The organism is Pectobacterium brasiliense (assembly GCF_016950255.1).
GTDB lineage: Bacteria > Pseudomonadota > Gammaproteobacteria > Enterobacterales > Enterobacteriaceae > Pectobacterium > Pectobacterium brasiliense.
On record NZ_JACGFN010000001.1, the window covers coordinates 168,466 to 191,800 of the forward strand.

Annotated in this window: 17 protein-coding genes and 1 pseudogene; 8 read left to right on the forward strand and 10 right to left on the reverse strand. The window is 51.3% G+C overall.

Translation table 11 applies throughout. The annotated features are described in order from the left end of the window. Positions 1–65 precede the first annotated feature (65 nt). Positions 66–1,055, reverse strand: coding sequence for a YeiH family protein (locus H4F65_RS00835; protein ID WP_010277356.1), 990 nt, complete (start codon positions 1,053–1,055; stop codon positions 66–68). Between the two features lie 202 nt (positions 1,056–1,257). On the opposite strand from H4F65_RS00835, the gene yieE reads away from it, so the two are divergent. From yieE to H4F65_RS00855, 4 genes are all read left to right on the forward strand, one after another. After that, a complete protein-coding gene (yieE, locus tag H4F65_RS00840) occupies positions 1,258–2,130 on the forward strand; it encodes a DNA-binding transcriptional regulator YeiE (protein ID WP_010277355.1) in 873 nt (290 codons plus the stop codon). A gap of 135 nt (positions 2,131–2,265) precedes the next feature. Continuing rightward, positions 2,266–3,741, forward strand: a complete 1,476-nt coding sequence (locus tag H4F65_RS00845; protein ID WP_010277352.1) for an amino acid permease — start codon at positions 2,266–2,268, stop codon at positions 3,739–3,741. Positions 3,742–4,082: 341 nt separating this feature from the next. Then, positions 4,083–6,200, forward strand: a complete 2,118-nt coding sequence (locus H4F65_RS00850) for a TonB-dependent receptor (RefSeq protein WP_039319655.1) — start codon at positions 4,083–4,085, stop codon at positions 6,198–6,200. Positions 6,201–6,625: 425 nt separating this feature from the next. After that, the gene (locus tag H4F65_RS00855) at positions 6,626–7,615 is read left to right on the forward strand and encodes a 2-hydroxyacid dehydrogenase (protein ID WP_010277347.1); all 990 of its coding nucleotides are present in this window, start codon (positions 6,626–6,628) and stop codon (positions 7,613–7,615) included. A 419-nt stretch (positions 7,616–8,034) separates the two neighbouring features. On the opposite strand, the gene H4F65_RS00860 is transcribed toward H4F65_RS00855, so the two are convergent. Together H4F65_RS00860 and H4F65_RS00865 are read right to left on the reverse strand one after the other, a co-directional pair. After that, a complete protein-coding gene (locus H4F65_RS00860; RefSeq protein WP_225582883.1) occupies positions 8,035–8,955 on the reverse strand; it encodes an ABC transporter permease in 921 nt (306 codons plus the stop codon). A 71-nt stretch (positions 8,956–9,026) separates the two neighbouring features. Next, the gene (locus tag H4F65_RS00865) at positions 9,027–10,538 is read right to left on the reverse strand and encodes a sugar ABC transporter ATP-binding protein (RefSeq protein WP_010277343.1); all 1,512 of its coding nucleotides are present in this window, start codon (positions 10,536–10,538) and stop codon (positions 9,027–9,029) included. A 264-nt stretch (positions 10,539–10,802) separates the two neighbouring features. Between H4F65_RS00865 and H4F65_RS00870 the strand changes: the two genes are divergently transcribed. Continuing rightward, positions 10,803–11,891, forward strand: coding sequence for an oxidoreductase (locus H4F65_RS00870; protein ID WP_010277340.1), 1,089 nt, complete (start codon positions 10,803–10,805; stop codon positions 11,889–11,891). Between the two features lie 110 nt (positions 11,892–12,001). Here the strand turns inward: H4F65_RS00870 and H4F65_RS00875 are convergent, their stop codons facing one another. The 5 genes and pseudogenes from H4F65_RS00875 to ptrR all read right to left on the reverse strand — a co-directional run bounded on the left by H4F65_RS00875 (position 12,002) and on the right by ptrR (position 16,269). Then, complete coding sequence (locus H4F65_RS00875; RefSeq protein WP_039275478.1) at positions 12,002–12,214, reverse strand: KTSC domain-containing protein; 213 nt, start codon at positions 12,212–12,214, stop codon at positions 12,002–12,004. Positions 12,215–12,426: 212 nt separating this feature from the next. Next, positions 12,427–13,071, reverse strand: coding sequence for a glutathione S-transferase family protein (locus H4F65_RS00880; protein WP_010277338.1), 645 nt, complete (start codon positions 13,069–13,071; stop codon positions 12,427–12,429). 182 nt (positions 13,072–13,253) lie between these two features. Then, complete coding sequence (gene fghA / locus H4F65_RS00885) at positions 13,254–14,099, reverse strand: S-formylglutathione hydrolase (protein WP_010277336.1); 846 nt, start codon at positions 14,097–14,099, stop codon at positions 13,254–13,256. A 42-nt stretch (positions 14,100–14,141) separates the two neighbouring features. After that, positions 14,142–15,263, reverse strand: coding sequence for an S-(hydroxymethyl)glutathione dehydrogenase/class III alcohol dehydrogenase (locus H4F65_RS00890; protein ID WP_010277335.1), 1,122 nt, complete (start codon positions 15,261–15,263; stop codon positions 14,142–14,144). A 113-nt stretch (positions 15,264–15,376) separates the two neighbouring features. After that, positions 15,377–16,269, reverse strand: a pseudogene (ptrR, locus tag H4F65_RS00895) (putrescine utilization regulator PtrR). A gap of 702 nt (positions 16,270–16,971) precedes the next feature. Here ptrR and H4F65_RS00900 point away from each other — a divergent pair. The 3 genes from H4F65_RS00900 (at position 16,972) to yeiB (ending at position 20,950) form a co-directional block, all read left to right on the forward strand. Beyond that, positions 16,972–18,651: a methyl-accepting chemotaxis protein gene (locus H4F65_RS00900; RefSeq protein WP_039319652.1), complete on the forward strand. Its 1,680-nt coding sequence runs from the start codon at positions 16,972–16,974 to the stop codon at positions 18,649–18,651. A gap of 339 nt (positions 18,652–18,990) precedes the next feature. Beyond that, a complete protein-coding gene (gene folE / locus H4F65_RS00905; protein ID WP_010277330.1) occupies positions 18,991–19,653 on the forward strand; it encodes a GTP cyclohydrolase I FolE in 663 nt (220 codons plus the stop codon). 121 nt (positions 19,654–19,774) lie between these two features. After that, a complete protein-coding gene (gene yeiB, locus H4F65_RS00910) occupies positions 19,775–20,950 on the forward strand; it encodes a DUF418 domain-containing protein YeiB (protein WP_010277328.1) in 1,176 nt (391 codons plus the stop codon). Between the two features lie 9 nt (positions 20,951–20,959). Here the strand turns inward: yeiB and sanA are convergent, their stop codons facing one another. Both sanA and rimO read right to left on the reverse strand, forming a co-directional pair. Further along, positions 20,960–21,739 carry an outer membrane permeability protein SanA gene (gene sanA, locus H4F65_RS00915; RefSeq protein WP_010277326.1) on the reverse strand — a complete coding sequence of 260 codons (780 nt, stop codon included), beginning with the start codon at positions 21,737–21,739 and terminating at the stop codon, positions 20,960–20,962. Positions 21,740–21,921: 182 nt separating this feature from the next. Further along, positions 21,922–23,235: a 30S ribosomal protein S12 methylthiotransferase RimO gene (gene rimO, locus H4F65_RS00920; RefSeq protein WP_010277324.1), complete on the reverse strand. Its 1,314-nt coding sequence runs from the start codon at positions 23,233–23,235 to the stop codon at positions 21,922–21,924. Between the last annotated feature and the right edge of the window lie 100 nt (positions 23,236–23,335).

Sequence of the window (23,335 nt, forward strand, 5' to 3'; positions counted from 1 at the left end):
ATTATGGCATTGTCACGGCTCCGTCGGGCACGTTAATCGGACGTTAACAGGTAAATAATTTATCGTTAGCTGAATAAATGCTCGAAGAACAGATTGATTCCCGCACCGCCAACGACCAGCCAGAGAAACAGAACGAGTGCCAGAAGCAGCGGTTTTGCGCCGGCCTGACGGATGGCGCTGAATCGGGTTGTGAGCCCCAGCGCAACCATCGCCATGGTCAACAGCACATTATCGAGTTGTACCAACTGCGTGACGAGCGCAGGTGAAAGTAGCTGGAAGGAATTGAAGGCCGCGACGGCGATAAATCCCAGAGCAAACCACGGGAACATCAGTGGAATCGCGTCTTCCGCGTCACTTTTTTGCGTCGTTTTTTGCAGGTAAAACCCAAGAATGAGAAGGAAAGGGGCCAGCATCATCACGCGCAGCATCTTGCTGATGACGGCGATGTTTTCCGTCGCACCATCAACGGCATGTCCGGCGGCAACGACCTGAGCGACTTCGTGTATCGTTGAGCCGAAGTACAGACCGACGATCTGTGGCGTGACGTCAATCCAGTGATGTTCGAGATTGAGCTGATAGAGCCACGGATACAAAAACATCGCCGTCGTACCGAAAATCACCACGGTGGAAACGGAGACGGCAATCGCATTACTGGACGCTTTGACAACCGGTGCGGTTGCCATGATCGCCGCCGCACCGCAGATGCTGCTGCCAGCACCGATGAGCATCATGGTTTGATTGTCGAGTTTCAGCCAGCGCTTGCCTATCCAGCAGGCGAGTAAAAACGTCAGCGTGACGACGGTAAGATCGACCGCGACACCGGTAAAGCCAACGGCAGCAACCTGCTGAAAGCTGAGGCGAAAACCATAAAGTATGATGCCCCAGCGGAGTAAATGCTGTTTGGCCCACTGCACGCCCGGATCACACAGCGGATGAAGACGCGGATAAACGCTATTCCCGAGCACGATCCCAATCAGGATCGCCAATGTGAGCGAACCCGGTCCCCAGTGGGCGATTTTCGGAATATTTGCCAGCCAGAGGAGCAAAAAAGTCATTAAACTTACTAACAACAGGCCGGGCAATCGCGCTTTTGCTCCATCAGGCGGGTTATCGTGTGTAATGTCGCAGGAAGAGCCATGGTTGGTTGCCTATTCTGACCGTACCGAAAATTGAGAAGCCAGCTTATAATCCACGAGATTAAAAGAGAAATTGATTATATATTTATAACCTATAAGTATTTCAGATAAAGAGCGCACTATGCATATCACGTTACGTCAACTGGAAGTCTTTGCCGAAGTCCTGAAAAGTGGTTCAACGACACAGGCCTCCGTTGTGCTTGCCCTGTCTCAATCGGCTGTCAGCGCGGCTCTGGCGGATTTAGAAGGGCAGTTGGGTGTTCAGCTTTTCGACCGCGTGGGTAAACGTCTGGTGGTGAATGAGCATGGTCGCCTGCTGTATCCCAAGGCACTTGCACTGCTTGAACAGTCGATGGAAATTGAGCAACTGTTCCGGCGTGATAATGGCGCGCTGCGTGTGTATGCCAGCAGCACCATTGGCAACTATTTATTGCCTGCGATGATTGCCCGCTATCGTCATGATTACCCCGATATTCCGCTGGAACTGCATGTAGGCAATACCAAAGATGTGATCACACGTGTATCTGAATTCAGTGTCGATTTGGGTTTGATCGAAGGGCCTTGCCATCACCCTGATTTGATTACGCAGCCCTGGCTGGAAGATGAGTTGGTGGTGTTTTGCTCTCCCGAACATCCGCTCAGCCGAGGCGCTGTCTCATTAACCGCGCTGGCGGATGCGCACTGGATCCTGCGTGAACGTGGATCTGGCACGCGTGAAGTGCTGGATCACCTGCTGTTAACGCACCTGTCGCATTTTCATCTGGTGATGGAATTAGGGAATTCTGAGGCGATCAAACATGCGGTTCGCCACGGGATCGGCATCAGTTGCCTGTCGCGGCATGTCATTGCCGAGCAACTGGCATCAGGCTCGCTGGTGGAGCTGAAGGTGCCGCTACCTAAACTCACGCGGACGCTGTACCTGGTTCATCACCGACAGAAACATCTTTCAAATGTGCTGCAGCGTTTCCTGAGTTATTGCTGCGAAACGCCATAGCGAAAATATTTTCTGCTGCTAATAATCGGGCGCGAGTTATTAACCTCTCTTATAACTCGACGATCTTAACTATTCAGCACAACGCTATTTGCTACAATCCCGCCTCGATTTTTAGCACGAGCATGCAGGATAACAATGGCTCAGCACGATATTCAACAAACAACACAGGGCACACCGACCCTGCGCCGTGAACTGAAAGCACGGCATTTAACGATGATCGCCATTGGTGGATCGATTGGCACCGGGTTATTTGTCGCGTCTGGTGCGACGGTTTCACAAGCCGGTCCGGGCGGCGCACTTCTGTCTTATGCTCTGATTGGGCTGATGGTTTACTTCCTGATGACCAGCCTGGGCGAACTGGCGGCGTTCATGCCGGTTTCCGGTTCGTTCTCCAGCTACGGTTCCCGCTATGTAGAAGAAGGGTTCGGCTTCGCGCTGGGCTGGAACTACTGGTACAACTGGGCGGTGACCATCGCGGTCGATCTGGTGGCGGCGCAGTTGGTGATGGGATATTGGTTCCCCGATGTCTCCGGCTGGATCTGGAGCGCGTTGTTCCTTGCGCTGATGTTCCTGCTTAACTACATTTCCGTGAAAGGATTTGGCGAGGCGGAATACTGGTTCTCACTGATTAAAGTGGTCACGGTCGTCGTTTTCATTGCTGTTGGCGTGATGATGATTACGGGCATCATGAGCGGCGCGGAAAATGCCGGATTCCATAACTGGGAAATTGGTGATGCGCCGTTTGCTGGTGGTTTCTCTGCCATGATCGGTGTGGCGATGATCGTCGGCTTCTCTTTTCAGGGAACGGAATTGATCGGCGTGGCGGCGGGGGAATCTCAGGAACCAAGCAAAAACATTCCGCGTGCCATCCGTCAGGTTTTCTGGCGCATTCTGTTGTTCTACATCTTCGCAATTCTGATTATCAGCTTAATCATTCCGTATACCGATCCGAACCTGCTGCGTAATGATGTCAAAGACATTACGGTGAGCCCGTTCACGTTGGTGTTTGAGAACGCAGGCCTGCTGTCTGCGGCGGCGGTCATGAACGCGGTTATCCTGACGGCAGTGCTGTCGGCGGGTAACTCCGGGATGTACGCTTCTACGCGTATGCTGTTTACGCTGGCATCGGAAGGTAAAGCACCGCGCATTTTCGCCAGACTGTCAAAAGGCGGCGTGCCGCGTAATGCGCTGTACGCTACCACCGTGGTGGCGGCGCTGTGTTTCCTGTCTTCTTTATATGGTAACCAAACGGTTTACCTGTGGCTGCTGAATACCTCCGGTATGACAGGCTTTATTGCCTGGCTGGGCATCGCGATCAGCCATTACCGTTTCCGTCGTGGCTATGTTATGCAAGGTCACGATCTGAATCGCTTACCTTATTTATCAAGTTTCTTCCCGCTCGGACCGATCTTCGCGTTTGTGCTCTGTCTGATCATTACGCTGGGGCAGAACTATCAGGCGTTTCTGGAAGATAAAATCGACTGGTATGGCGTGACGGCAACGTACATCGGTATTCCGCTGTTCTTGCTGATTTGGTTCGGCTATAAGCTGTATCGTGGCACGCACTTCATCAAGTATCAGGATATGAAATACCCCGATCATAAAGACTAAATCGTAAGAACGCAGTTAACGGGCGACTCCCTGACGGGTGTCGCCTTTTTTATTGGTTTTTTCTGTCCTGCCATTACGCCCCACGTCTTTCTTTACTCTCGCATGTTGATTTAAATCAAATTTATTCACATTGATTTTTTAGGGGTATTTTACATTAACTCGATTTAATGATAGAAAGTGACGATTAATTTATTGTTTATTAATGGATTTATATTAATTTCGATTTATTTTTATTGCTTATGCAAATGATTTTAATTTTCATTTACAATTATTTCCCGATCATTACAATGTGTTCGACAAAAAAACTCACTGTAAATTATTCGCTCTGAGGACACAGACGCATGGCAATAAATATAAGAAAATCGGTGGCACTGGCACTTGCTACAACCGTATCTACACCCGTTATCGCCGCACAGGACGATACGCTGGTTGTAACGGCTTCTGGCTATGAACAAAAAATCACTGAGGCGGCAGCGAGTATTTCCGTTGTCAGTCAGGATGAACTGACGAAGCGTAAATATAACGACCTTGGCGAAGCGCTCAGCGACGTGGAAGGCGTGGATGTGCGTAGTTCAACGGGGAAAACGGGCGGTCTGGACATCAGCATTCGCGGTATGCCAAGTGACTACACGCTGATTCTGGTTGATGGTATTCGCCAGAATGGTTCATCGGATGTCACCCCGAACGGGTTTGGTACGATGAACACCAGCTTTATTCCCCCGTTGGCAGCGATCGAACGTATTGAAGTTATCCGCGGGCCGATGTCAACGCTATATGGCTCTGATGCGATGGGCGGTGTGGTCAATATCATCACCAAAAAAGCGTCGAAAGAGTGGGTTGGGAATATCACGCTGGATCATACCTTCCAGGAAGACAGAGACTATGGTGACGCTTCCAAGTTCTCGATTTATTCCAGCGGTGCGCTGATCGAAGACAAACTGGGACTCGCCCTGCGCGGTAATATTTTACGCCGTGATGCGTCAGAGGTAAGTTCATCCTCGACTGGACAGGAACTCAGTACGCGCGGCCCGAATCCAGTGAAGTCAGATAATTACCTCCTCGGTGGCAAACTATCCTGGCTGTTGGATAGCCGCAATACATTGTGGCTCGATGGTGAAGTATCCAATCAGAAATATGATAACAAACAAGAACAACTCGGTGCGCTGGGAGCGGGTGCCGCAACTCGGGGCGGCGGTTATGAAGATACACTGCGTTATGAGCGTCGCAAGATTACGCTGGGTAGCGATAATCAACTCGATTTTGGTACATGGAATTCAAGCTTGTCCTTCAACCAGACTGAAAATAAAGGACGTTTGATCCCTCGCTCTACGGTACCTGCGGGCTCAGCAACAGCAGGGCAAAAGCGCGAGCTTAAAAACACTAACTACATCCTTGATACGAAACTGGTGAGCCCGCTAGGAGAGAGTCATTTACTGACGTTGGGTGGGCAATACTGGAATGCCGTCATGAAAGACGGGATTGTGCTGGCGAATACGGGCGAAAAATTCGAACAGAATTCGTGGTCACTTTTTGCTGAAGATGAATGGCGTATCGTTGATTCACTCGCGCTAACGACAGGTGCTCGTTATGAACATCATGAAGCATTTGGTGGTCATGTGAGCCCGCGTGCCTATTTAGTGTGGAATGCGCTGGATGAATTAACGATCAAAGGTGGGGTAAGTACAGGCTACAAGACACCGTCATTGGCGCGGTTACATAACGGGATAAGTGGCGTAACGGGGCAAGGTACGCGCAATACGATTGGCAACCCAAATCTGAAGCCAGAAGAAAGCGTGAATACGGAACTGGGTGCGTACTATGAGCATTTTAGCGGTTTCTCTACTAACGCTACGCTGTTTCATAACCGCTTCCGTAATAAGATCGATGATTACGAAATTGATACAGTAACATCTAGCTATCGCAATATCGGTAAAGCTAACACACAAGGTTTGGAACTGGGGTCGACGATCCCGCTATGGTCGGATAACTGGACGCTGAATGTAAATTACACCTTTACTGACAGCGAGCAGAAAGGCGGAGAAAATCCCGGTGCTCGCTTGACCAATACGCCTAAGCACATGGCAAATGCCCGTTTAAACTGGAATGTGAACGAGCAATTGAGCACCTGGCTTAAGGCTGAATATCGGGGTAAAACAGCACGTTTCACCGAAAATTACGATCAGCTCAGCTCTGCAAACAAGGTCGTTCATGACAATCTTGGCTCGGATTTCAAATCGTTTACCGTCGTGAATCTGGGCGGATCGTATAAGATCTCTAAAGATGTAACATTGAACGGGTCAGTTAATAACCTGTTAGATAAAGACTTTACTAAAACCTATGTTTTCCCGGTTGGGACGGGTACCACGACGGCTGGCGATTACTTTACGTCAAGCCAGGTGACGTCTGGCTCCGTACTGCCGGGTCGTAACTACTGGATGTCAGTAAACATTAATTTCTGATAACCCTTCTTCCCCAAAACGGGTTTCAATCCGTTTTGGGGAGCTAACCTGTTACGCTCACAGATTCTTTCATCTACCTTTCCGATTCACGTCGTTTACGCAAATTCTGCCCATTTCTCACCGCACATTTATCCTTTCTATTTTGATTATGGCTTGCTGTTATATTTTTTGTGATATTTCTGAATATCGACGAGAACAATGTCGATGAATGAAATTCATTATATTAGGTATTGTTAATTGCTTTAATGCTGACTACGCTTCACGTTACGGAGTGATGGATTTCCGATGAGGCAGGAAGTGTAACGTCATTAATACGTTCGTTGTCTTGTGTCATACAGAGAATTTAATTCATTATTTTTGTATGAGAATACCTGTCGTGATTGCCGACTGCGGAGCCCTTGATATCTGCAAACGGAAATCAGTGTATGAATAGCAACCAGGGCACGATGATGTTAAAAATTACCTTTTTGGATAAAGGCTCACTGCCTGAAACCATTTTCCTGAAAAAGACGAGTTTTAGGCGTCCACAGTGCCGCCATGAATGGATTGAATATAACTATACCTCGCCCGATCACGTTATCGCCCGAGCAAAAGACACCCACGTTATCATCACGAATAAAGCCCTATTAACGCGAGACACCTTGGCCGCGTTACCCGCGTTGAAGCTGATTGCCGTAACGGCAACGGGTACCGACAATATCGATCTTGTTGCTGCCAAAGAACTGGGTATCACAGTCAAAAATGTACCGGGCTACTCGACGCAAGCTGTATCCGAGCACGTGATTGCCATGATTTTTGCGCTAAAGCACAGCCTGATGGCGTGGTATCGCGATCAACTGGGCGATCGCTGGGCCAGCCAGTCGCAATTTGCTTATTTTGATCATCCGGTCAAGGACATCGCTGGTGCTACGCTGGGCATCATCGGTGCGGGTACGATTGGGCGGGAAGTCGCACGTCTGGCGCAGGCGCTGGGGATGAAGGTGATTTTTGCCGAGCACCGGGGAGCTTCATCTTGTCGCGCTGGGTATCTGCCGTTTGAAGACGTTCTGCGGTTGGCGAATGTGATTTCACTCAACTGCCCGCTCAATGAGAGCACGCAGCATCTGATTAATGCGGAGACGCTCGCACTGTGTAAGCCTACCGCGTTTATTATTAACACCGCCAGAGGCGGGCTGATTGATGAGCACGCGCTGGCAGAGGCCTTGCAGCAGCGCGTCATTGCCGGTGCTGCGCTAGACTGCCTGACGCAGGAACCGCCAGCAAAAGACAATCCATTGATGGTCGCGGCGAAAACCTTGCCTAATCTTCTGATTACTCCGCATATCTCCTGGACATCCGCCTCATCGCTGCAATTACTGATGGAAAAGACGATTGAAAATATTGATGAGTATGCTCAGCAGAATGGATATAAATAACGTGTAGTTTGATTTCGCCGGGTATGAAGGAATATTACCCGGCAGAGGAATGATGATATTCATCAATTTTAATTGATTATCAAAATTGAACGTTTCATCGAATTGAATTTTCCCTGTCGATTATCTCTGTCGTTCTCGCTATATCGACAGGGAATGAAAACAGCGTACGTCGGACCTAAAGTGAGAACGTTATTATTTGTGATTATTCTGAACTACTCTTGATTGTATGAGCGAATATTTATTTCTTAATAATAACGGAAGGAAATAATAGCGCGAGTGCAGCGTTAGGTGTCGGCGGTAAAACGCCGCTTAATGAGGGAAGGCATTGGTGAGCTGTATTATGAATCCGCCCCGAATTCGGATGAATGGGGCGGAAGCGAGAAGGTACTGAAATGAGACGTTACTGAACGCGAGAGAGATTAGCGCTTCTGGATATACGTCATGGCGAGCGCGAGCGCCAGAACCAGACCTTTGATGATATCCATCGCGTAATAAGGCACGGAGAGCATCACCAGTCCATTCTGCAAGACGCCAAGAATAACGGCACCGAGCAGCGTACCCAGTGCGTTCGGCTTGCCGGATCCCGCCAGCGAGAAGCCGATGTAAGCCGCGGCAACGGCATCCATTAAATAGCCGCCCCCGGCATTGACCTGCGAAGAGCCTATGCGCGATGCCAGCAAGATGCCGCCCAGTGCCGCGAGTAGTGAAGAAAACACATACGCCTGTACCCGATAACGCGCTGTGCGAATACCCGCCAGTCGCGCGGCTTCTGGGTTACCGCCGATGGCATACATCCGGCGACCGTGCTTGGTAAGGGACAGATAAAGCTGTACCAGTACCGTTACCACCAGCATGATGACAACAATGACCGGTACCTGACCTAGCGTGGCAAAGAATTCAGGAATGACGCCTTCCGCCATTTCGCCGCTAGGCAGCACCATGTTTTGCGTGATGGAACCGCCATAGCTGTAGGTCATCGCCACGCCCTGAATGACGAACAGACTGGCGAGCGTTGCCAGCATATCGGGAATCTTCAGCACGACGATGAGGAAGGCGTTGAATAGCCCGACCAGCGTACACAGCAGCAGCGTCAGGACAATCGCCCCGGTGGTGCCGAATCCATGCCAGACGAAAAGTGAGATAACCAGCGCATTAGCCAGCGAGGCCGTTGACCCTACGGAAAGGTCAAACCCGCCAACGGACAGCGAAATGGAGACGCCAATGGCTATCACCGTGACAATGGCGATAGAACGCAGAATATTGATGATGTTATACGGGTCGAGAAAGTTCTCCGATGCCAGCCCGAAGAGGGCAATCAGCGCAACAACCGTGATCAGCATGCCCCACTTATAGAGAAACTCGAAAACGTGGTGACGGAAGGGGAGCGCCCCGTTAGATGAAAGTGGGTGACTCACGCGGGAGTTCCTCCAGTTGAATATAAAAGTAGGGTTTCTTCGTCAATCTCAGCGGCATTTAGCTCTGCGACAATGCGGCCATCCCATAACACGCAGATGCGATCGCAGAGTCCGACAAGTTCGGAGAACTCGCCCGACGCATAAATAATGCCTTTACCCTGACGGGCGAGGCCGTCAATCAGGGTGAACAAGTCCTGTTTGGCCTTGATATCTACGCCTTTGGTGGGTTCGTCAAAAATCAAAACCTGTGCTTCACTGCGCAGCCACTTGCCTATAGCCACTTTCTGCTGATTCCCACCCGACAGACGCGCCAGCTTTTGCGCCGGACCGGTGGTGCGAACCGCCAGCCGCTCAACGATCTGTTTTGCCCAGTTCAACGCCTTGCGACGGCTGAACAGTCCCCAGCGGGAAAAGCTATCGGTGGCGGTGATGCTGAGATTCATGGTGACGGATTCATCAATAAAAATGCCTTCTTTGCGCCGCTCTTCAGGAACCAGCGCCAGACCCTGTTCGACGGACCGGTGTGGCGAATGCGGTCGCCAGGGTTTACCACGATATTCTCCCTGCGCGATCTGGCTGGGTTCCGCGCCGAACAGCGCTTTGCATAGCTCGGTTTTCCCCGCACCAGCCAGCCCGGCAATGCCCAGAATTTCCCCTTTGCGCAGCGTGAGAGAAATATTGTGCAACAGCGTTTCGTCGTGCAAGCCGGTGACCTGAAGCAGCGTCTCTGCGGCAGGTGTCATTCGGCGCGGTGGGAAGATATCGTCAAGCCGATGCCCCAGCATTCTCTCTACGATAGCTTCACCGCTGAGTCCCTGCATCGCACCGCTGCTGACAAACTCGCCGTCACGCAGAACGGTCAACGTATCGCAGATTTCGCTCAGCTCATGAATACGGTGGGAAATAAACACGATCCCGATGCCATCGGCCTGTAAACGGCGTACCACCTCGAAGAGGCGCGCGCTTTCGGCCTGATCCAGCGGGGCGGTGGGTTCATCCAGAATCAGAAAGCGACATTCGTGAGATAACGCGCGAGCGAGCAGAATTTGCTGTTTCTCAGCGAGCGAGCAGGTATCCAGCCGTTGGCGAACATTGAGGTGAACGCCAAGCTGATCGAGTAGCGTCTGTGCCTGACGATAGATCTGTGGCCAACTCAGCAGATGTCCGTCCTGCGCCAGCGTATCCAGCATAATGTTTTCCGCCACGGACAGCGTGGGGACCAGCGCGACATCGACTTCCTGCTGCACCAGATGAATGCCGTATCGCTTGGCATCACGCGGGGAATGGACATCGACCTGCTTGCCATTAATCAGAATGTCGCCCTGATAGTGATCGTAAGCGCCCGATAAGATCGTCATTAGCGTGGATTTACCCGCGCCGTTTGCGCCAGTCAGGGCATGAATCGAACCACCTTCCAGTGTGAAATTAACCTGCTTGAGGGCGTGGAAACCAGAAAAGGAGATGGAAATGTTGTGCATTTCCAGTCGGCTTTGGGAGGTAGGAATCATGGTCGGTAACGCTCTTGGCGGTCAAGGTCATGAAATAACGGAAAAGAAAGGTAGCACATATCTCAGAGAATTTAATACAGCTTCAAGTGTTTGAGAGTTATTGGCTATGAACGAAAAGGCATAAATTAAATAAAAAAGTTCTTAAGCTGGCGCAAGCAAGTGAATAAGATGGGTTTATCAATAAGGTAGCGCAGCAGATTCATCTATCAGACAAACATAATATAGACCGTGTTCAAGAGAGGGCGCGGCGAGGAAGATTCAAACATGCACACAACGACAGTCCGCGTACAGGTTGGCCCTGCTAACTATTTCTCTTTCTCTGGCGCTATCGATAAGCTGCTGGAATTTTATCCACCGGACGTGCTGGAAAACGCGCTGTGGATCTACGGCGAGCGGGCGATTGCTGCGGCCCGACCGTATTTACCGGCTGAATTCGATGCGCCATCAGCCCGCCGCGTGCAATTTGGTGCGCATTGTAGCGAAGGGGAAGTCGCAAAACTGGTGGCGCAGGCGGGCGATGAATGTCAGGTCGTTATTGGCGTCGGCGGCGGGGCGGTGCTGGATACCGCGAAGGTCGCCGCGCGTCATATCGGTGTGCCGCTGGTGGCTATCCCGACCATTGCTGCGACCTGTGCGGCCTGGACGCCGTTGTCCGTGTGGTACAACGATGCCGGACAGGCGCTGCGCTTCGAGATTTTCACTGATGCTAACCATCTGGTGCTGGTGGAACCGCGGATTATGCTGGCGGCACCGGTGGAATACTTACTGGCTGGCGTCGGTGATACGCTGGCGAAGTGGTATGAAGCCGTCGTTCTCAGTCCTCAGCCGGAAACGCTGCCGCTTTCTGTTCGGCTAGGCTTACAGGCCGCGCTGGATATCCGCAATGTGTTGCTGCAACAAAGTGCTGCAGCGCTGGAAGCCGTCGAGCGTGGTGAACTGACGCAGGATTTTCTGGATGTTGTGGATGCGATCATTGCCGGTGGCGGCATGGTTGGCGGGTTGGGCGAACGCTATACCCGCGTGGCGGCGGCACATGCGGTGCATAACGGTTTAACGGTGTTGCCACAAACTGAACGCTTCCTGCATGGCACCAAGGTGGCTTATGGCATTCTGGTGCAAAGCGCTTTACTGGGCGATAGCGACACACTGCGCCAGTTGAAGGTAGCGTTTAAGGCGTTCGGTTTGCCGACCACACTTGCCGCACTGGACGTGGATATTCACGATCGCGCCGCGCTTCAGGCGGTTATTGCCCGCACCTTGCAGGTAGGGGAATCCATTCATTATCTGCCGTTGACGCTCAATGAAGACGTCCTGCTGGCGGCGTTTAACACCGTTGAGTCTATTGGGGAATAATCGGGTAGAAAGAGAAGGGCGGAGAGTATTCTCCGCCCTAAGGACTATTATTTATCTTTAAAAACTAGGGGTCTTTATCTTTAAAAATCAAGGCTCTTTATCTTCAAAAACTACTGCGTTTTCTCGTAGGGGAATGAATTTTTGATAAAGCTGGCGTAGTAACGGTACTTCGTCTTGCTTGCCATCAGCTCTTCATAAATCATGCGTGCTACGCCGCTGTAGAGATAGATGCTCCCATTTAGTAATTCGACTTCCAATTGGCTTTTTTCTGCATCATATCCAACTGAAAATAACTCTGTTGATGAAACTCGTTTTCTCTGCAAAATTAATCACTCCCAACGTATCAATGCCGCATCCTGACGGTATACCACCTTTTAGCTATAGCGTGTTATAGCTCGAAATATATCGGGGGTAAACAGCAGCATATCGTTATCAGTGCATGAATAATCAGTAAACGCTCACAGAATGCTTGCTCTGTCGTCCATTGGCCAGCTTTGTTTGTCGCTGTCGCTGAGGGGATATCCCGATTGGATTGTTAATCCTGAGCGAGAGCCCGCTGAAAAGCTGGCTGGCTTTCTATCCGATCAATGTATTGTTTGATATGCGGGTAGTGGCTGAAATCCAAACGCGTTTTCGCCAACACCAGTGGGACGGCCATTTGTATATCGGCACCGCTGAGCGACGCTCCCGCAAACCACTCTTGTTTACTCAAATGCTGTTCGATGAACTGAAGCTGTGTCGTCAGCCGCGGCACAATAAAGGCCTGCTCGATGCTTTGCACAATTTTGCGTGCAATGGGGCGGATGAAAAATGGCATTGGTGCGGATTCTGTTTTCGCCAAGACTAAACGCATTACTAGCAGCGGCATGAGTGAGCCTTCCGCAAAATGCAGCCAGAAGCGGTAATCCAGCAGTGCTTGTCCGCTCTGTGGGCGCAGCCTTCCGTTGCCGTAAGTCTCAATCAGGTATTCTACAATGGCGCCGGATTCGGCAATCGTGAGTTCGCCATCGGTAATCACCGGTGATTTCCCCAACGGGTGAATTTGTTTAAGTGATGCTGGGGCACTAAACGTTTTTGGGTCACGCGCGTAGCGAATGATTTCATAGTCAACGCCCAGCTCTTCCAACAGCCAGGTTACGCGGGTCGAACGGGATTTTTCGAGGTGATGAACGTGTATCATCAAGGTTTCCTTTTTTTCTTTTTTTATCCGTCATGTTGCACGCGGCAGGTGCGCTCATGTCTTTCAGGGGTTATGACGATGGACTCATTACAGGGAGAGAAAACGCGCTCAGGAGATTCCTGAGCGCGGCGCTCAACAAGGTAAGCATAGCACCATTAGTCGAAGCGCTATTCTTCCAATAACTATTCTTCCAATAAATAGCGGGCGTGGAAGCGCAGATGATCTTCGATGAAACTGGCGATGAAGAAATAACTGTGGTCATAGCCAGACTGTGTCCGCAGCGTCAGCGGCCAGTCATACTGGCTTGCCAGTTCTTCCAGTTTCGCCGGTTGCAGCTGATCGGGAAGGAACTGATCGCAATCGCCCTGATCGACCAGCATGGGAAGCTTCTTCTGGCTATTTGCCAGCAAATGGCAGCTGTCATACTGCAACCACTGCGTTTCATCCTCGCCGAGGTAGGCGGTCAGCGCCTTGCGTCCCCAGGGGACCTGACTTGGGTTAACGATCGGGGCGAACGCCGACGCAGACTGGAATTGGTCCGGGTTGCGTAGCGCCAGCATCAGCGCGCCGTGGCCGCCCATCGAATGCCCACTGATGGACTGACGGCGATTCACATTAAAATGTTGCTGGACTAACGCCGGCAATTCACTGCTGATGTAGTCATACATCCGATAGTGTGCCGCCCAGGGAGCCTGCGTGGCATTCACGTAGAATCCCGCCCCCTGACCCAGATCGTATCCCGCGTCGTCTGCTACGCCATCGCCTCGCGGGCTGGTGTCCGGCATAACCAGCACCAGACCCAGCTCGGAGGCAACGCGCTGCGCACCGGCTTTTGTCGTAAAGTTTTCGTCGTTGCAGGTTAACCCAGACAGCCAGTAAAGCACGGGCGGCGGTGTGTCATCCTGTGTCGGTGGCAGATAAATGCTGAACGTCATTGCGGTGTTCAGCGTTTCTGACACATGGCGGTAGCGCTGTTGCCAACCGCCAAACATACGGTGTTCTTCCAGCAGTTCCAGTGATGAGATCATCGCTGTACAGCCTCCTTTATTCTGTTCCTGACAGTATCGTAATTAACCGAAATGAATCACAGAGCGAATCGATTTACCTTCGTGCATTAAATCGAATGCCGTGTTGATCTCGTCCAGCCCCATGGTGTGGGTGATGAAATCATTCAGCGGGAATTCACCTTTCAGGTAACGATCGACAATGCCTGGCAGCTCGCTACGGCCTTTCACGCCACCGAAAGCAGAACCGCGCCATACGCGACCGGTCACCAGTTGGAACGGACGAGTGGCGATTTCTTCACCTGCACCGGCCACGCCGATGATGATGGATTCACCCCAGCCTTTATGACAGCACTCTAGTGCGGAACGCATGACATTGACGTTACCGATACACTCGAAGGAGAAGTCCACGCCGCCATCGGTCAATTCAACGATGACGTCCTGAATCGGTTTATCGTAATCTTTCGGGTTGATCAGATCGGTAGCACCCAGTTTACGTGCCAGATCGAATTTGCTGGTGTTGAGATCGACACCGATGATGCGTCCGGCACCTGCCATTTGCGCACCGATAATCGCCGACAGACCAATGCCGCCGAGGCCGAAAATCGCAACGGTATCGCCCGCTTTCACTTTTGCGGTATTCAGCACGGCACCCATACCTGTAGTGACGCCACAGCCCAGCAGGCAAACTTCTTCCAGTGGTGCTTCTTTATTCACTTTCGCCAGCGAAATTTCAGGCACAACGGTGTGCTCTGCGAAGGTTGAAGTGCCCATGTAATGGAAAATCGGCTGGCCGTTTTTGGAGAAACGGGTTGTGCCGTCCGGCATCAGGCCTTTACCCTGCGTGGAACGAATAGCCTGACACAGGTTGGTTTTACCGGAGCGGCAGAATTTACATTCGCCACATTCTGGGGTGTAAAGCGGAATAACGTGATCGCCAACGGCAACGCTGGTCACGCCTTCCCCGATGGCTTCGACAATCCCGCCGCCTTCATGGCCAAGAATCGCCGGGAACACGCCTTCAGGATCTTTGCCGGACAGCGTGTAGGCATCCGTGTGGCATACGCCGGTTGCGACGATGCGCACCAATACTTCACCTTTCTGCGGTGGCATCAGATCCACTTCTTCAACCGACAGGGGCTGGTTGGGACCCCAGGCGATAGCGGCACGGGTTTTAATCATTTGCATGGTGGAGGCTCCTAATGGCATTCCGTTATGGGTGGTAAATTGAATGACAGGACGTAGCATTGCTCACGGTATCGTCCTGTCTTGAAAATGGCTGCTCAGGGAAATTAATGGGTTCATTCCGACTGAGCGGGTGGTTCAATGATGCTGCCCTGTTCAATAATGAGTTTTTTAAGCGCCTCGACATTCGGGCCGAAGGCGTCGCGTCGCCAGACAAGCCAGGTAGACGCGGCGGCGATGTCGGACGGTAATTCATGCACCTGAACGCGTGTGCCTGCGGGCAGCGATTCAAGAACGGCATACGGGAGCATGGCGAGTCCGGCACCGCTGGCGACACAGGCAAGCATGGCATGGTATGAGTGGATTTCCATGATCGTGCCAGGTACTACGCCATCCTGCTGGAACCAGCTCTCAAGGCGTTTTCTATAGGAACAGCTGGGACGGAAGGCAAACAGCGTATCGTTGCAGGCATCCCGCGCATGGGTGATCGGCGCGTGCGCAGGGTCAGATATCAGCACTAACCGTTCCGTAAAACACGAACACCCATTCAGCTCATCGTAGACGACGGGGCCATCGACTAACGCTGCCGCTAATGTTCCCGCGCGCACGCGCTCAATGATTTCCCCCGATGTACCGGTATTCAGGGACAGCGAAACATTGGGGTAACGCTGATGATAAGCCGCTAATAGCGGAGGCAAACGGGTTGCCGCGGTACTTTCCATCGAACCGAGCGCGAAATTACCGGCAGGTTCCCCCGTGCGCGTCATGCTGATCGCTTCCTCACTAAGCGCCAGAATGCGCTGTGCATAGCATAAGAAATTGTGGCCAATAGGGGACAGGCGCAGGCGCTGCTTCTCACGGATAAACAGATCGGTGCCCAGCTCTTGTTCCAACTGGCGCAGTCGCGTGGTCAGATTTGAGGGTACCCGATGAAGCTGCTCTGCGGCGCGCGCGCGACGGAGCCCGTTTCGGCGACGAGACAGAACATGCGGAGCTGGGTCAAATCCATATCTTTCTCTTTTCGTAATGAACTTGTGAGTGATTATTCATTTTTTGTGAAGTGTAGCGGCAAGTGGTGCATTTCGCAACTGGCTTACGCCACACTGATGCGAACGCAACGTAAACCCAGTGTGGTGAAATGTGCTCTGAATGATAAAAATGACGGACGTAATTATCATCAGGATTAATAGTGGAGAGATGACAAAGAGAAGAAAGCGATAAAATGATCGCGGCCGGAATTAATAGCACCCAATCAACTATTACCCCGAATAGGGCATATTTTCTAATGAATAGGGCAGAATGAAAAAATAAGAATAATCACAGAAAAATAAAACCGTATTTTATCCTGACGCAATATCGGAAGCGCGAAAATAAATAGATAATTAAAATAAACAGTTAAATGTGAAGATAAATTGTTGTATCAGAGCAATAGCCAGAAACTATCGCAATTCTTCATTTTTATCGCATTTGTTGATGTAAAGGCGTAAAGTGCCCGCCTACAGTGCCGATAAAGTTAATGTATAATAGGAATGCTTTATCATTATTGTAAGGAAGTGTGTCTTTTTGTCATTAAAGGAAAATAACTCTAACTAATGAGAGCCTCTGCTCTTCATTAAATGACGTAACACCCGGCGTATTTCCAATTAAAAATGTGCGGCTATCTTGCAGAAAGCGCAGAGGAAAATCGCCAGATAATTTATAGGAGTCTTCTGTGAATTTTTTAAAAAATATCACCATCAGGGCAATGCTTTTAACAATATTGGGTCTGTTTCTGATTGTATGGGGAGGGGCATCTTTCTTTACCACCACCTCATTAAGCAGTATGACCAAACTATTGGAGTCCAGCGAAACTCAGCGTAAAAACGTAGAGATGCTGGTAAAAGGCAATGACCAGTATTTTCGTACGGTTACTCGCCTTTTACGCTCCATGGATTTCCAGCAAACGGGCGAAACGGCGGAAGCAGAAAAAGTATTTACGGCAGCTACTACCGCGTTTAAAAACACGTCAGATCAACTCGCTGCGTTTAAAGCCGCTGGGCATGTCGGCGTCGATAAAGAAACGGCAGACAGTATGATCGCCGCGTGGACCCAGCTATTGGATAACGGGTTGACGCCGATGCTGAATGCCGCGCGTGAGAATCGTCAAGAGGAGTTCCGTCAGCTTTTCCGTAAAACCTACCCGCCGCTGAGCGTGGCGTTTGGCGCGAATATGGATAAATACCAGAGCGCGATTATTTCGTCGTCAGAGCGGTCAATGAACGAGGTCTACGACCTGGTTGGCTGGAGTAACCATATTCTGCTGGGTGCGGCGGTTATTGGGCTGCTCATCCTGCTGTTGACGGACCGCTATCTGGTGAACTATCTGGTCAAGCCATTGAATATGATTAAAAGCTATTTCCAGGTGCTGGCCGCCGGGCAGCTTGGTCACCCACTTGAAGAGTTTGGCCGCAACTGTGCTGGACAGTTGATTCCTTATCTAAAAGAGATGCAGGGTAGTCTGGTTAATACCGTTTCCATCATCCGTGACAGTTCTGCATCGATTCATCAGGGCTCAAGCGAAATCAAAAGCGGTAACAACGATCTGTCCGCACGTACCGAGCAGCAGGCTGCCGCACTGGAGCAGACCGCGGCCAGTATGGAAGAGCTGAGCGCTACGGTGAAACAGAATGCCGACAACGTCCATCAGGCGACCAAGCTGGCGCAGGACGCTTCTGTTGCGGCGAAGAAAGGTGGGGACGTCACGGCTGATGTGATGGCGACGATGGCAAGTATTACGACAAGTTCGAAGAAAATTGCCGACATCACCAGCGTCATTAACGGTATTGCCTTCCAGACCAATATTCTGGCGTTGAACGCGGCGGTAGAAGCTGCCAGAGCTGGTGAACAAGGCCGCGGCTTTGCGGTGGTAGCGGGTGAAGTTCGCAATCTGGCGCAGCGCAGTGCGCAGGCGGCGAAAGAAATTGAAAGCCTGATTACGGAATCGGTTGAACGTATCAACGTGGGTTCGAATCAGGTTACACAAACCGGTGAAGCGATGGATTCCATCATTTCCGCGATTACCCGTGTGAACGATCTGATGGGAGAAATTGCCTCGGCGTCGGATGAGCAGAGCCGTGGTATTACGCAGATTGGTCAGGCTGTTACTGAGATGGATGGCGTCACACAGCAGAACGCCTCTCTGGTACAGGAATCAGCCGCCGCTGCGGCATCACTGGAAGATCAGGCACGTCAGTTAACTGAGGCAGTATCGGTATTCCAGCTGTCGGCCGCTGATGCCCCTCGGCGTTCTCAGCAGCGTTTGGCGGAAGCGCCAGCAGCGCAGAAACCGATGTTATTAGCCGCCGCTGGTGGTAAGAAAGGTAACGCTAACGATAACTGGGAAACCTTCTGATAACCCCACAACACGCGGCGTCAGGGCGCTGACCGCCGCAAAAGTCAGGTGATTTATCGTTAAAAGCACTGGGATATCCTCCCGGTGCTTTTTTGTTTATCACTGACTTTTTTGTTTATCACTGAATAGTTACGACGGAATAGGCGTTTTTTTGTGCAGATGATTCGACCTTGTTACTGCACATGGGTACATTCGCCACGCTTGATAACTTGAATCTATTTCAACAATCATGACATACAATCGCTGGATAATCGTGACTCTCTCAACTAGAGTGTTGACGGCGCTAGGGTCTGATCAGGGCCGTGCGATAGGCATAGTTACACCTGCAGGAGAATAATAATGTCATCACTAAGTAAAGAAGCCGTTATGGTGCACGAAGCGCTACTGGCACGTGGTCTGGAAACGCCGCTGCGTGGGGCGTTGTTGGATCGGGATACGCGTAAGCAACGTATTGCCGAACATATGACGGAAATTATGAATTTGCTGAGCCTCGATCTGAGCGATGACAGCCTGGCTGAAACACCGACGCGTATCGCCAAAATGTACGTTGATGAAATATTCTCCGGTTTGGACTACGCCAACTTCCCCAAAATCACCATCATTGAAAACAAAATGAAGGTCGATGAGATGGTTACCGTACGGGATATCACGCTGACCAGCACCTGTGAACACCATTTCGTGACGATCGATGGGAAAGCGACGGTGGCGTATATTCCGAAAGATGGCGTCATTGGCTTGTCGAAGCTCAACCGAATCGTCCAGTTTTTCTCTCAGCGCCCTCAGGTGCAGGAACGATTAACGCAGCAGATTCTGATTGCGCTACAAACGCTGTTGGGAACCAACAACGTTGCGGTCTCGATTGATGCGGTGCACTACTGCGTGAAGGCGCGCGGCATTCGTGATGCGACCAGTGCCACGACCACAACATCGCTCGGTGGTCTGTTTAAATCCAGCCAAAATACGCGTCAGGAATTCTTACGCGCGGTACGTCACCACAATTAAGCCTTCTTATTGACGATGATGAAGAAAATGCGCTTTGTCATCGTCAAATCAGTAAGCATCTTCGCTTTTTCTCTGTATCTGCATACAATCGCTACTTCGATGATTTGAAAATGTAATTTGTATGCCTTCTCACTCTATACCGTCACCTCATTCGCCACCCTCGCGGATCGTTGCGCTGGATTTTGCCCGCGGCATCGCCATTTTAGGCATTTTACTGCTGAATATTACGGCGTTTGGTTTACCGCATGCGGCCTACCTGAATCCCGCCTGGCAAGGGGAACCCACGCTGTCTGATGTCTTAACCTGGGCGGCGATGGATTTGCTTGCGCAGGCGAAATTTCTGACGCTGTTTTCTCTTCTTTTTGGCGCAGGATTACAACTGCTGCTGTCGCGGGGAAAACGCTGGGTACATGCACGCCTGTTCTGGTTGATGATCATCGGTCTGATTCATGCCATTTTCCTGTGGGATGGCGATATTTTACTCGACTATGCGCTGATTGGACTGGTGTGTTACGGCATGATTCGTCATGCGGAAAGCAGCCGGTTGCTAATGCGGACGGGGGCGGTTCTGTATGTGGTGGGCATTGGCGTACTTTTTGTGTTGAGCCAGATTCTGAGCCTGCAACCGGGACGATTTTGGCTGCCGGGTATGGCCGATGTCGCCTATGAATCTTACTGGCGGGCGTTAGGTGGGCCGGAAGCGTGGGGAAATCGCGTCGATCTGCTAACGGAAAGTCTGTTGTCGCTGGGCGTGCAGTACGGCTGGCTGCTGGCGGGGTCGATGCTATTGGGGGCTGGGTTAATGCGCAGCGGCTGGCTGAAAGGTGAATTCAGCACGGCACACTATCGTAAAGTTGCACTGTGGCTGATTCCGCTGGGTGTGGTGATTAACAGCGTTGGCGTAGTGGGGCAGTGGCTAGTGGACTGGGAATATCGCTGGAGTGGGCTGTTATTGCAGATTCCGCGCGAGCTGAGTTCACCTTTGCAGGCGATAGGGTATCTGGCGCTGTGTTACGGCTTTTGGGCCACACTGTGTCAATCGCGCATAACCTACTGGATTACAGATGTCGGGCGTATGGCGTTAACCAATTATTTGCTGCAAACGCTAATTTGCGTCGCGTTGTTTAATCAGCTTGGCCTGTTTATGGCGTTCAGCCGTCTGCAACTGCTGGCACTGGTTCCCGCTATTTGGATCGTCAATCTGGTGTTCTCTCACTACTGGCTGCGCTATTTTCGTCAGGGGCCGCTTGAATGGTTATGGCGTACGCTCACCAATGCGATAGGAAAAACGGCGTAGAGAAAGACGCTACGGCGCGGCCTGCTCGTGGTGAGGTTCGGATTCAGGCTCGGTTTTTGCCGGTTGCTCCGGTTTAACCTGATGCGCTGGCGCAGGAAGCACCTGTTCCGGCAAGACGGCAGGGTAATCTGGGGCATCCTCTGGGATGGTATGTTCAGCGGGAATCGGCACCTGCGGCCCTAAAAAACGCGGTTCACGTTTCAGGATATACAGATCGAACAGCGCGCCCAAACGAGCACCAAATTCACGAACCCGCACGGTCATCATGTTTTTCGGTGAGGGCACGGCGTAACACTGTGCCTGAATACCCAGGTGCAGCGCGATGAATAGCGCACGCTCACAGTGGAAACGCTGGGTTATGATGGTGAAATCGTTGGTATCAAACACTTTGCGCGTTCTGACGATGGAGTCCAGCGTACGGAACCCCGCATAGTCCAGCACGATGTCCGAAGGTGGAACGCCTGCGGCGATCAAATCGCGACGCATCGTCATCGGTTCATTGTAACTTTGTAGCGCGTTATCACCGCTTAATAGCAGATAGCTGACTTTACCGCTGTTGTAAGCGTTAATCGTCCCTTGCATGCGGAACAGGTAATACTGATTGATTACGCCGGTACGGTAGTATTTCGCGGTACCTAATACGACGCCGACCTGACGTTTCGGCAAGGTCTGCAGCTCATCGTAAATAAACGGCGCGGTTTTCCAGCTGATCCAACGATCGAGGGCAAAAGCAGAGAGCAGCAGCACGCCAATGAGGGCTAACAAACCGAATGTCAGGCGTTTCCACATGCTTATGCCTCAGGTAAGGCGAGTAGACTAATCATGCCCCAAGGCTACTTTACCTGACAGGGGGACGCAAGACGAAGGCGAGGAACGGGCGGTTTATTGATTGAATTTTCAGCGTTCGGGACGAGATGGCATAAAAATAAAACGCCAGCCTTTCGAGCTGAAAAGCTGGCGTGACAAGAGTATTAAACTCGGCTACCCCACAGATCGTACTCGTCTGCGTGTTCGACTTTCACTTTAACGATGTCACCGACTTTCACGCCAGTTTCGCCGTTCAGGTAAACCGCGCCGTCAATCTCAGGGGCATCGGCCATGCTGCGACCAATCGCGCCTTCTTCGTCGATTTCATCGATCAGCACCAGCACTTCACGGCCAATTTTATCCTGCAAACGCTGGGTAGAAATCGCCTGCTGAAGCTGCATGAAGCGGTGGAAACGCTCTTCTTTGATCTCTTCCGGCACCTGATCCGGCAAGGCATTTGCCGATGCGCCTTCGACTGGGCTGAATTTAAAGCAGCCCACGCGGTCAAGCTTGGCTTCTGTCAGGAAGTCGAGCAGCATCTGGAAATCTTCTTCCGTTTCGCCGGGGAAGCCGACAATAAAGGTAGAACGCAGCGTTAAATCCGGGCAGATTTCGCGCCAGCGCTTAATGCGCTCCAGCGTTCTTTCTACTGCGCCAGGGCGTTTCATCAGCTTGAGAATTTTCGGGCTGGCGTGCTGGAGCGGAATGTCCAGATAAGGCAGGATTTTGCCTTCCGCCATTAATGGGATCACATCGTCTACGTGCGGATACGGGTAGACATAGTGCAGGCGCACCCACACGCCGAGCGATGCCAGTTGCTCACACAGGCTGACCATGCTGGTTTTGACCGGTTGCCCGTTCCAAAAGCCAGTACGTTGCTTCACATCTGCGCCGTACGCTGAGGTATCCTGAGAAATCACCAGCAGCTCTTTTACTCCGGCATCGACCAGACGTTTTGCTTCATCCAACACCGAGCCGATTGGACGGCTGTCCAAATCGCCACGCATAGAAGGGATGATGCAGAACGTACAGCGGTGGTTACAGCCTTCTGAAATTTTCAGATAGGCATAATGGCGTGGCGTGAGTTTGACTCCCTGCTCGGGAACTAAACTGGTAAACGGGTTATGCGTCGGTTTAGGGACGTATTGATGTACGTGCGACAGCACCTGCTCATAGCTGTGCGGACCGGTAATTTCCAGAACCTTGGGATGCACTTCGCGTATTTGATTTTCTTTGGCACCCAAACAGCCTGTTACGATAACTTTACCGTTCTCATTCAGCGCTTCGCCGATAGCTTCCAGCGACTCTTGTACGGCGCTGTCAATAAAACCACAGGTATTGACGATCACCAGCTCAGCGTCGTCATAACGTGGGACGACCTGATAACCTTCAGTACGCAGTTCGGTCAGAATCCTCTCGGAGTCGACGAGGTTTTTCGGGCAACCGAGGGAAACAAAGCCGATACGTGGTTGTTGCATATTATTCGCTCACAAAATAAACAGAAAATAAAAACCGGAGGATTCTACACCATAGTTGATTATCCTTATAGTCAGTGGTGTAAAACTCAGCATTTTATCG